Source organism: Pseudomonas sp. Yb2C2 (genome assembly GCF_052112325.1).
Classification (GTDB): Bacteria; Pseudomonadota; Gammaproteobacteria; order Pseudomonadales; family Pseudomonadaceae; genus Aquipseudomonas; species Aquipseudomonas marginalis.
The window spans coordinates 21487-32157 of sequence record NZ_JAVAJK010000038.1 but is presented as its reverse complement, the minus strand read 5'-3'; the positions used below and the strand labels follow the sequence as shown (position 1 = coordinate 32157).

The following is a 10671-nucleotide window of genomic DNA, read 5'->3' as shown; positions in this document are numbered from 1 at the left end:
GTAGTGAGCGGGCTTGCCCCGCGCTGGGGCGCGAAGCGGCCCCAACACAGTCACTGCATTCTTCCAGGCTGAACCGGGTGGCGGGTTTTAGGGCCGCTTCGCGCCCCAACGCGGGGCAAGCCCGCTCACCACAAAAAAAGCCCGCTTCGTTAACCGAAGCGGGTTGCTGTCAGGTTAATCAGCGGAGAACTTGAAGACGGTGTTCTGGGTATACGTCTGCCCCGGATTCAAACGGGTCGAGGCAAACGTCGGCTGGTTAGGCGCATCCGGAAAGTGCTGGGTCTCCAAGGTGAAACCACTCCAGTGCAGGTAGGTCTTGCCACCTTTGCCCTTCACCGAACCATCCAGGAAGTTGCTGGTATAGAACTGCACGCCCGGTTCGCTGGTGTAGAGCTGCAAGCGCCGGCCTGACGCCGGGTCGTGCACCTCGGCGGCGAGTTGCTTGACGTCGCCCTTGGTGTCCAGCGCCCAGTTGAAGTCAAACCCGCCCTGTTTCGGCTCGGCAAATTTGAGCTGCGGGTGATCTTCCTTGATGTGCTGGCCGATCGGGGTGGGCTTGAGGAAGTCCATCGGCGTGCCCTTGACCGGTGCCAGTTCGCCGGTAGGAATCAAGGTGGCATTCACCGGGGTGTAATGGCTGGCATGCAATGTAGTGACGTGCTTGAGGATGTCGCCGTTACCCGCACCGGCCAGGTTGAAGTAGCTGTGGTTGGTGAGGTTGAGTACCGTCGGCTTGTCAGTGGTGGCCTTGTAGTCGATGTGCAGTTCGTTCTTGTCGTTGAGGCGATAGGTGACTTCGGTTTTCAAATTACCGGGAAAGCCCATCTCGCCGTCCTTGGACAGGTAGCTCAGCTTCACGCCGACCGAATCCTTGTCCTTGACCGGCTCGGCCTTCCACACCTGCTTGTCGAAGCCCTGGGCGCCGCCATGCAGTGAGTTGGGGCCGTCGTTGAGCGGCACCTGGAAGCGCTTGCCGTCGAGTTCAAAGGCGCCGCCGGCCAGGCGATTGCCGAAGCGGCCAATGGTTGCGCCGAAAAACGCCGTACCGCTTTGATAGCCTTGCACGTCGTCAAAGCCCAGCACCACGTCGTCGACCTTGCCGTTTTTGTCCGGCACTTTCAGCGATTGCAACACGCCGCCGTAGGTGATCACCGTGGCTTGCATGCCGTGGCTGTTGCGCAGGATGTACTGTTCGACGGCGGTGCCGTCGTTGGTTTTACCGAAAGGTTTTTGCTCGCTGCTCAGGCCGGCCGCCTGGGCGCCGCCGCTGGCGATCATCATGGACAGCGCCAGGCCGGACAGCAGGTATCGAGGGTGCTTCATGGTCGAACTTCCTTTTGTTGTTTTGAGTGGAATAGTTCTACTAATAGCGATATTTTGTCGGTTGGACAGCGAATTTATAGCCTTTAAAGCCGATTTCGTAAAATAAAATAAGACTAATTGATCGAGGCATCCTTTTATGAGTACTGAACACGCCGTTTATCCCGACCTCAAGGGCAAGACCGTATTGATTTCCGGGGGCGCCTCGGGGATCGGCGAATTCATGGTGCGGGCCTTCGCCGCGCAGGGTGCCAGGGTCGGGTTTGTGGACCGCGCGCAAAGCCAGGGCGAACGCCTGGCGGCGCTGTTGAGTTCCCAGGGGCATCCTGTGGAGTTCGTGTGCTGCGACATCACCGATGAAATCGCCTACAAAGCGGCCATAGGGCGCTTCGAGCATTCCCTGGGGCCGATCAGCGTACTGGTGAACAACGCCGCCAATGACGTGCGCCACACCCTGGAAGAAGTCGATTCGGAAACCTTCGACAAGCTGATCTCAGTCAACCTCAAACACGCCTTCTTTGCCGCCAAGGCCGTGGTGCCGATGATGAAACGCGCCGGCAGCGGCTCGATCATCAACCTCGGCTCCGTCGGCTGGATGATGGCCTCCGCCGGCTACCCGGTGTACGCCGCCAGCAAGGCCGCCGCCCACGGCATGACCCGCGCGCTGGCACGGGAGCTGGGGCCGAACCGTATCCGTGTGAACACGCTGGTGCCCGGTTGGGTGATGACCGAAAAACAGCTGTCCATGTGGGTGGATGACGCCGCCAAGGAACTGATCAGCCGCAGCCAGTGCCTGCCCGGCAGCGTACTGCCGGAACACATCGCCAATATGGCGCTGTTTCTTGCTTCCGATGCCTCGGCGATGTGTTCGGCGCAGAACTTTATTGTGGATGGCGGCTGGGTCTGAGCCTGACTCAATCCTTCATGCAACCCAGGCCAATGTGGGAGGGGGCTTGCCCCCGATAGCGGTGTGTCAGTCAGCAGATGTATTACTGAAAGACTGCTATCGGGGGCAAGCCCCCTCCCACATTTGAACTGCGGTGCTTAGGCGATGGGGTAACGCTTGAACGCCGGATGCTGCTCCAGCCTTTCGGCATGCCGTTGCAGGTTGGGAAATGCATCCGCCTTGACCACCGATGCCACGGTGAACTGGCTGAACGACCAGGCCACCGCCGCCGTAATCGACGCCTGGGTCAGTGCTTCGCTGTCGCCCAGCTGCTTCTCCAGCAACCCATAGGCCGCGAGCAATTGGCCGGTCACGCGCTCAAGCCACGGTGCATGCAGTTTCTCGGCCGGGCGCAGGTTGTGTTCATAGACGATCTGCACGCTCTTCTCACAGGCTGCCAGCGCCAGTCCCAGAACGTGCAAGTCCTTGGCAAGTGCCGCAGGATGCTGGGGCAACAGCTTCCTGTCAGCCGGGGCCAGGGTTTCGAGGTACTCCAGGATCAGGCTGGAGTCCATCAATACCGTGCCGTCGTCCAGCACCAGGGTAGGGGCCTTGACCACCGGGTTGATCTGCGCAAATTCGTCGAAGGTGCGGAACACGGACAAGGGTTCATGCACGAAATCCACCCCGTACAGGCCCAGGGAAATGGCCACGCGGCGCACGTAGGGCGAGTCCAGCATGCCGATCAGTTTCATGAAGCCTCCATTGCTATCAGGGTGACGAGCCAAGAGAGTAAGGGCACTCGGTCGCCCGGCGCAATTGTTGATACGCCTGCACCAACTGCTCCAGGCTGAACGCCAGGTTGCGTCCGCTGGGATTGGGCAGCACCCACACTGACGCGCCGCCCAACACTTTTGGCTGCAAGCCCCAGGCGATCTCGCGTTGGCCGCTCAACGCGCTGTAGCCGGGCTTGCCCATGAACGCCACGAAGCGCGGCGCGCAGTGGCGGATCTTGTGTTCGAAGTTCGTCGCGGCCTGTGTGAACTCATGCCGTGCCAATTCGCCCGCGCTGGCCGTGGGACGATCCACCAACGTGGTCAGGCCGCAGTGGTAGTGCAGCAGCCTACGCCCGTGTTCGGGGCGGATTTCATGGGGCGTGAAACCGGCCAGGTGCAGGGTGCGCCAGAAGCGGTTGCTGCGGTTGGCGAAATGCAGGCCGAGGGCGGCGGAACCCTTGCCGGGGTTGATGCCGCAGAACACGACCTTCAGGTGATTGGCGAGGATATCTTCGAGTCTGTCGGCCATGTGGGGGTATCTGAATGTGAGCCAATCGGTAAGATGCGCTTTGAATTCATCCATCCCAAGCGCCTCAGGAGCAGTGAGCATGACCGATTCATCCAGCTATGTCCCACCCAAGGTCTGGACCTGGGACGCCGAAAGTGGCGGCACCTTCGCCAGCATCAACCGGCCCATCGCCGGCGCTACCCATGAAAAGCAATTGCCGGTCGGTAAGCATCCGCTGCAGCTGTATTCCCTGGCTACGCCCAACGGGCAGAAGGTCACCATCCTGCTCGAGGAACTGCTGGCCCTGGGGCACAGCGGCGCGGAATACGACGCCTGGCTGATCAAGATCGGCGACGGCGACCAGTTCGGCAGCGTCTTTGTCGGGGTCAACCCGAACTCGAAGATCCCGGCCTTGATGGACCACAGCGGCGCCCAGCCGATTCGCGTGTTCGAGTCCGGCGCGATCCTGCAGTACCTGGCCGAGAAGTTCGGCGCCTTTTTCCCCACCGAGCCTGGGGCCCGTGCGGAATGCCTGTCGTGGTTGTTCTGGCAGATGGGCAGCGCACCGTACCTGGGCGGCGGCTTCGGGCATTTCTATGCCTATGCGCCGAGCAAGATGGAATACCCGATCAACCGCTTTGCCATGGAAACCAAGCGCCAGCTGGATGTGCTGGACCAGCGCCTGGCCGTGAGCGAATACATCGCCGGGGATGAATACACCATCGCCGATATCGCCATCTGGCCGTGGTACGGCGGGTTGGTCAAAGGCCGCTTGTATGGGGCGGCGGAGTTTCTCTCGGTGCACGAGTACAAGCACGTACAGCGCTGGGCGGACGCGATTGAGGCGCGGCCGGCGGTGCGGCGTGGGCGGCGGGTGAATCGGGTGTCGGGCGAGGAACAGTTGCCCGAACGCCATGATGCAAGTGACCTGGACTGATTCGCTGATCGTTCCCACGCGCGTGGGAACGATCACTGATCTTCGATTTACTTGTAGCGCTGTTCGAACACCGCCACCTGTTCGGGCTTGATGAGCTCGAACGGCACCCACACCTCGGACTCGATCGGCTCGCCCTTGATCATCCTGATCGCCGACTGCACCGCTTGCGTGGCCTGGGCCTTGGGGTCCTGGAATACCGACGCCGTGAGCATGCCGCGCTTGATCGCCGCCAGACCGTCAGGCAAGCCGTCGATGCCGATAATCGCGATCTCGCCCTTGGCCTTGCCCGCCTGTTGCAAGGCCATGGCCGCGCCAATCGCCATTTCATCGTTATTGGCCACAATCGCATCGAACTGCGTGCCGGCCAGCAGCCAGTTGCTGGTCAGGTCCATGCCCTTGTTGCGTTGCCACTCGGCGCTTTGCTGCTCCACCACCTTGATGCCGGGAAAGTCCTTGAGCACCTGCTTGACGCCTTCGGTACGGTCATGGGTGGCGTTCTGTGCGAGGTCGCCCATGATGATCGCCACATTGCCTTTGCCGCCGAGCTTTTCCGCTAGGTAGCGCATCTGCAATTGCCCGGCCTCGATATCGTTGGATGCCACGGTGACCACGCCCTTGGGCAAGGTGCGCTCATCCGGGTGGCGGTTGACGTACACCAGCGGCGTCTTGGCCGCCACGGCGGCGCGGGTCATGTTGGCGGTGGCGGCGGTGTCCACCGGCAGCACGATCACGGCGTCGACTTTCTGGTTGAGAAAACCTTCGACCTGGTTGAGCTGGCGCACCACGTCGCCCTGGGCGTCTTCGAACTGGATCTGCACGTCCTGTTGCTTGGCGGCATTTTCCAGGCCGGTGCGCACGTAGGTCATGAAGTTATCGTCGACCCGCGCGATGCTCACGCCGATGCGATACGCGGCGAAGGTCCATTGGCTGAACAGCAGTAAAAATGCAGCAACAAGCAATGAATAGCGATGCATGAGGGTGTTCCTTTTATTGTTATAGGGTGAACGCTTGACGGAAACGCTCCAGGGCCAACTCGCTGTCGCCGCTGGCCCAGCCTTCGAGGCCGACCACACCGGTGTAGCCCATGGCGTGCAGGGCCCTGGCGATGGCCGGGTAGTGGATTTCGCCGGTGCCAGGCTCCTTGCGTCCGGGCACGTCGGCCACCTGGATTTCACCGATGGCGCTGCCTGCGCGCTGGATCAGCTCGATCAGGTTTCCTTCGCCGATCTGCGCGTGGTACAGGTCCAGGTTCATCTTCAGGTGCGGGCTGCCCACGGCTTCGATCAGCGCCAGGGTGTCGTCGGCGCGGGCGAACGGGGTGCCGGGGTGGTCGACCTCGGTGTTGAGGTTTTCCAGCAGGAACACGCGGCCGGCGTCTTCGCCCAGGCGCGCGATTTTTTCCAGCGCCTTGCACGCGCTCAGCCACATGCGTCCGGTGGTCTGGTTCACGGGCTGCACCGGCAGGCCGCCGTCACCCAGGCCGGTGCCGTGCAGGTTGAGGCTGGGGCAATTCAGGCGCTCGGCGACGCCGATGGATTCGCGCGCGCTGTCGAGCAGTTGGCGGATGCCGTCGGGGTCGGTGAGGGTGCCGCTGATATAGCCGGTCATCGAGGTGAAATCGGCGCCGGTGGCGGCCAGGGCGCTGATGTCTTTATTGGTCCAATTCCAGATCTCCGCGCTGAAACCCAGTGCATGGATGCGCTTCACGCGCTCGACGAAGGGCAGGTCGAGAAACACCATCTCGGCACTGATCGCCAGTTTGAACGGGCTCATCAACGGGCTCCCTGCACGGCCACGGCCTTGCCGGTTTCGAACGACTCGATACAGGCACGGGCAATCGCCAGGGCGGCGCGCGCGTCTTCGCCACTGGCCATGGGTTTGGCGCCGCTGCGCAGGCAGTCGACAAAGTGGTTGAGTTCGGCGATGTAGGCGTCGCGCAGCAGGTCGGTGTCCATACGCTGGGTGTCGGCCTGGATGCCCTCGGCCAGGTAGCGCACCAGGTCGGAGTCGTTGAGGCTGCCCATGCTCAGCATGCCGGCGCTGCCGAACACTTCGCCGCGCACGTCGTAGCCGTACACCGCCTGGAAGTTGGCCTCGGCGGTGGCGATGGCGCCGTTGTCGAAGCGGATCGCGACCACGGCGGTGTCGAGGAAGCCTTTGCTTTTGTACTCCGGCGCGATCAATGCGTCGGCCATCACATACACCTGCACCGCTTCGGCACCGGGGTTGAGGTAGCGCAGGGTGTCGAAGTCGTGGATCAGGGTTTCCAGGAAGATCACCCATTGCGGCGAATTGGCCGGGTTGTTGAGTGCCGGGTCGCGGGTCAGCGAACGCAACAACTGCGGCGTGCCGATGCGGCCGGCCGCCACATCGAGGTGGGCCGTGCGGAAGCTCTTGGCGAAACGCCGATTGAAACCGACCTGCAGCGGCACGCGCGCATCGGCCGCGGCGGCAATGGCGCGGTCGGCTTCGTCGAGGGTGATGGCCATGGGTTTTTCGCAGAAGATCCCCTTGCCCGCGCGGGCGGCGCTGATCACCAGTTCGGCGTGGCTGCGGGCGGGGGCGGCGATGAGGACGCCGTCGATGTCCGGGTCGTCGAGCAGCTGTTGCGGGTCGGTGTAGACCTTGGCTACCCCCAGTTCGGCCGCCAGGCGTGCGGCTTGGCCGGGAGTGGGGTCGGCGATGGCGGCGAGGGTTGCGCCAGGGATGTGTCGCGCAGCGGTCAGGCCGTGGAAGCTGCCCATGCGACCAGCACCGATCAAGCCCAGGCGGATGTTCTGTGTACTCATGAAATAACCCCTTTTTATTGTTGGCCGCAGGACAGCCCTGACTGGCAAAGGGGCAGGAGCAAAGGTTATGCCAATTTATAACTGTCTGATAAATAAGGATTTATAAAATACAATAAACAAAATGTGTTCATTCTGATGACATGCCTATACTGACATGTCAAAAACATGAACATGGATACCGCCCGATGAGCATGGCGTTCAGCGTACAAGACCTTGACTACCTGACGGCCCTGGGGCCTGCGGCGCTGAACGACGGCCCCGTGGCTGCGCTGGAACAGGCGTGGCGGGCGTGCCTGGCCGGGCAGGTGCAGCGCCCGGCCGAGGTGCGGCAGGTGATCTGGGATTCCTGGCGCCGCAGTGTCGAGGCGGGTATCGACCCGGATGACAGCCAGTACCGCTTTGTGGCGCCCCACGACCTTGCTGCCACCCTGGCCACCCACCGTGTCCTGATCGCCGCCGCTGCGCAGGTCATGCATGGTTTGCTGGCCTATAACCCGCGAGGGCATATCAACCTCACCGACGCCGAGGGCACCACCCTGTATTTCTGCGGGCTGGACATCACCCCCGTCGGCAGCCGCCTGCTCGAATCGGTCCAGGGCACCAACTGCACGGGCCTGGCCCTGGCCGAAGACCGCCTGGTGTACGTGCTGGCCGAGGAGAACTTCGGCAGCGGCCTGCGCCAACGCCGTATGCACTGCGCCGCCGCGCCGATCAGGAATGCCCAGGGCCAGACCCTGGCGATGCTGACCCTCACCGCCGAACCCGGCTGGTTTCACTTTCACACCCTCGGCACCGTGCAAGCGGCTGCCGAAGCGGTCTCCCGCCAGATGGACCTGCAAGCGCTGTTGGAAGAGCAGCAAACCGTGCTCGAAGTGCTTAACGAAGGCCTGGTGGTGCTCGATGAGCGTGGCTGCATCAAGGCGCTCAACCGTTATGCCCGGCAACTGTTCGGGGTGGGGCTGGAGCTGATCGGCAGCCCCTTCCAGCGCCTGGGCCGCAGTGAGCTGAGTGACGCCATGCTTCTACGCGGCGGCGAGCCGGTGCGTGACCTCGATTGCACCTTCCACCTGCACGACCGCAGCCAGCTCGCCTGCCTGGTCTCGGTGTGCCCGCTGGAGCAGGGCGGGGTGATCGTGTCCCTGCGCGAGAACCGCCGCATCCGTGAAATCACCCGGCGCATCATCAGCACCCAGGCGCGCTACACCTTCGACACCATCCAGGGCACGTCGCGGGCGATCCAGGACGCGCTGCACCTGGGACGCATCGCCAGTCGCAGTGAATCCACCACCCTGATCCTCGGCGAAAGCGGCACCGGCAAGGAGCTGTTCGCCCAGGCCATCCACAACGCCAGCGACCGCGCCAACGGCCCGTTCGTGGCGGTCAACTGCGGCGCGATCCCACGGGACCTGGTGCAGAGCGAGCTGTTCGGGCACGTCGAAGGCGCGTTTACCGGCTCGGCCCGGGGCGGGTCGGCGGGCAAGTTTGAACTGGCGGATGGCGGCACCATCTTTCTGGATGAGATTGGCGATATGTCCTTCGACGCTCAGGTCAGCCTGCTGCGGGTGTTGCAGGAAGGCGAGATCACCCGCGTCGGCGCGAAAAGCTCACGGCCAGTGGACGTACGCATCATCGCCGCGACCCACCGCAACCTCAGCCAGGCGGTGGCCGAAGGCGCGTTCCGTGAAGACCTCTACTACCGCCTCAACGTCCTGAACCTGACCGTACCGCCGCTGCGCATGCGCCGTGAAGACATCCCGTTGCTGGCGCGGCACTTCCTCACCCGCTGTGCTCGTTCGCTGCGTAAAGCGGTGCAGGGCTTTGCCCCGGATGCGCTGGAATTGCTCTCGGCCTACGCCTGGCCAGGCAATGTGCGCGAGTTGGAAAACAGCATCGAACGCGCCACCAACCTGGCGACGGGCGAACTGATCCAGGCCGCCGATCTACCCCTGGAAACCAGACCGCGCGCCACGCTGCGCCACCACGAACCTCAGCCCGCCCAGGACCTGAGCAGCCACGAAATGCACGCCATCCTCGCCGCCCTCAAAAGCACCGGCGGCAACATCCGCCTGGCCGCCCGGCAACTGAACGTATCGCGGGGTGGGCTGTACAACAAGATGAGTCGGTTCGGGCTGAATGCCGCAGATTTTCGCGGCGCGTAAGATCGAAATGTGGCTCAACACTGAAAGCGCGGCGGATAGGGCTGTCGTGGTGAGCGGGCTTGTCCCGCGCTGGGCTGCGCAGCAGCCCCAAAACCAGCCTCTACAGAGTGTCTGATACACCGCGATCTTCTTGACTGGGGCTGCTACGCAGCCCAACGCGGGACAAGCCCGCTCGCCACAGGGAGATTTGTCAGGGTCTGAAAAGTTGTGTAGATACCCTTGCCCCGATAGCGGAGTGTCAGTTGACATCTACTTAACTGACCCACCGCCATCGGGAGCAAGCCCCCCCACATGTCTAACCGCGTTTCAGGCAGTTGATGGAGCGATCCACAGTGGTTTTGGCAATTTCCAGCAAATGCCACACCGCCAAGATCTTCGCCCGCTCCGGGCTTTCCAGTTGCTCCCCACAATCCAACGCAGTCGCCGACGCACTGTCGAGCAAACTGGCGGTGTAGAGCAGGGCATCTTCAAAGCTCAGGTCTTCGTTGACGGAGTGAAAGCCTTGGGTGGGGAGATAGTGGTCGATGGCGCGGTTGAAGGCGGCGCGGTCTTTGGCGGGATCGAAGGGTGGGTCGGGTACGACTTTATTCATTGTGCAACTCCTATTGAGCTAAGGAGCTACCGCCAACGCTGCTAAACGAGGGTGGCAGCTGTACGCGGGTTAGCAGACCGGTCAATAGGAAAACCAGCGCACCCGAAGGTGCCCCGCGCACAGCCACCATAAACGCAGATGTGAACCGTGTGCCTATTGACGTCAGGCTGCTAAACCCGATCACTGATGAGCAGTGACGGACCGCAGACTAGCCACCGATTCCAGCAGGCACAAGGCGGCCAGGATTGTCTAGGAAACGTCCTGCAATTAAAAGGGACCGGCCTTGCTGGCCCTTTACAAATCATGACAAAACGCCACCAAACCAACAATGGAACGCGGTCAATGTGGGAGGGGGCAAGCCCTAATGCCAGTCAGTTAAGGAGGAACACTGTAACTGTGGTGAGCGGGCTTGCCCCGCGTTGGGCTGCGCAGCAGCCCCAAAACCTTCACCTCGATTGATTCTGGCACTCTGCGGTGACCTTATTGGGGCCGCTTCGCAGCCCAGCGCGGGGCAAGCCCGCTCACCACAGGTTACCGTTTGCACGTTCTATCTCTTAACTGATCGGTATTAGGGCAAGCCCCCACACACATTTTTACTGCGTTCAGGCAGTGGCTGCGTAAGCCATCTATTGATTGGTTTTTATCTGTACGAGCGGTCTGCCATGACGGATTTTGACGGCAACGCTGACGAGCTTTCGCTTCTG

10 protein-coding genes are annotated in these 10671 nt (G+C 62.2%); 3 read left to right on the top strand and 7 right to left on the bottom strand.

Annotated elements, in window-relative coordinates:
- Positions 1–174: 174 nt before the first annotated feature.
- Positions 175–1323, bottom strand: coding sequence for an aldose epimerase family protein (locus tag Q8X51_RS30785; RefSeq protein ID WP_065923809.1), 1149 nt, complete (start codon positions 1321–1323; stop codon positions 175–177).
- Between the two features lie 136 nt (positions 1324–1459).
- Between Q8X51_RS30785 and Q8X51_RS30780 the strand changes: the two genes are divergently transcribed.
- A complete protein-coding gene (locus Q8X51_RS30780) occupies positions 1460–2227 on the top strand; it encodes an SDR family NAD(P)-dependent oxidoreductase (RefSeq protein ID WP_407694853.1) in 768 nt (255 codons plus the stop codon).
- 137 nt (positions 2228–2364) lie between these two features.
- On the opposite strand, the gene Q8X51_RS30775 is transcribed toward Q8X51_RS30780, so the two are convergent.
- Positions 2365–2961, bottom strand: coding sequence for a glutathione S-transferase family protein (locus Q8X51_RS30775; RefSeq protein ID WP_407694854.1), 597 nt, complete (start codon positions 2959–2961; stop codon positions 2365–2367).
- Between the two features lie 16 nt (positions 2962–2977).
- A complete protein-coding gene (mug, locus tag Q8X51_RS30770) occupies positions 2978–3511 on the bottom strand; it encodes a G/U mismatch-specific DNA glycosylase (protein WP_407694855.1) in 534 nt (177 codons plus the stop codon).
- Positions 3512–3590: 79 nt separating this feature from the next.
- Here mug and yghU point away from each other — a divergent pair, with 79 nt between their 5' ends.
- Entirely contained in the window at positions 3591–4427 is an 837-nt protein-coding gene (gene yghU / locus Q8X51_RS30765) for a glutathione-dependent disulfide-bond oxidoreductase (protein ID WP_407694856.1), read from the top strand.
- A 47-nt stretch (positions 4428–4474) separates the two neighbouring features.
- On the opposite strand, the gene Q8X51_RS30760 is transcribed toward yghU, so the two are convergent.
- From Q8X51_RS30760 to Q8X51_RS30750, 3 genes are read right to left on the bottom strand one after another with little or no spacing between them, the layout of a single operon-like run.
- A complete protein-coding gene (locus tag Q8X51_RS30760) occupies positions 4475–5401 on the bottom strand; it encodes a sugar ABC transporter substrate-binding protein (RefSeq protein WP_027607581.1) in 927 nt (308 codons plus the stop codon).
- 19 nt (positions 5402–5420) lie between these two features.
- Entirely contained in the window at positions 5421–6200 is a 780-nt protein-coding gene (locus Q8X51_RS30755) for a TIM barrel protein (RefSeq protein ID WP_407694857.1), read from the bottom strand.
- Positions 6200–7216, bottom strand: coding sequence for a Gfo/Idh/MocA family oxidoreductase (locus Q8X51_RS30750; RefSeq protein WP_098479793.1), 1017 nt, complete (start codon positions 7214–7216; stop codon positions 6200–6202). The genes Q8X51_RS30755 and Q8X51_RS30750 overlap by 1 nt, the downstream gene beginning before the upstream one ends.
- A gap of 185 nt (positions 7217–7401) precedes the next feature.
- Between Q8X51_RS30750 and Q8X51_RS30745 the strand changes: the two genes are divergently transcribed.
- Complete coding sequence (locus Q8X51_RS30745) at positions 7402–9375, top strand: sigma-54 interaction domain-containing protein (RefSeq protein ID WP_407694858.1); 1974 nt, start codon at positions 7402–7404, stop codon at positions 9373–9375.
- A gap of 295 nt (positions 9376–9670) precedes the next feature.
- Here Q8X51_RS30745 and Q8X51_RS30740 read toward each other — a convergent pair whose 3' ends face one another.
- Positions 9671–9967, bottom strand: a complete 297-nt coding sequence (locus tag Q8X51_RS30740) for a DUF6124 family protein (protein WP_223016638.1) — start codon at positions 9965–9967, stop codon at positions 9671–9673.
- Positions 9968–10671 lie beyond the last annotated feature (704 nt).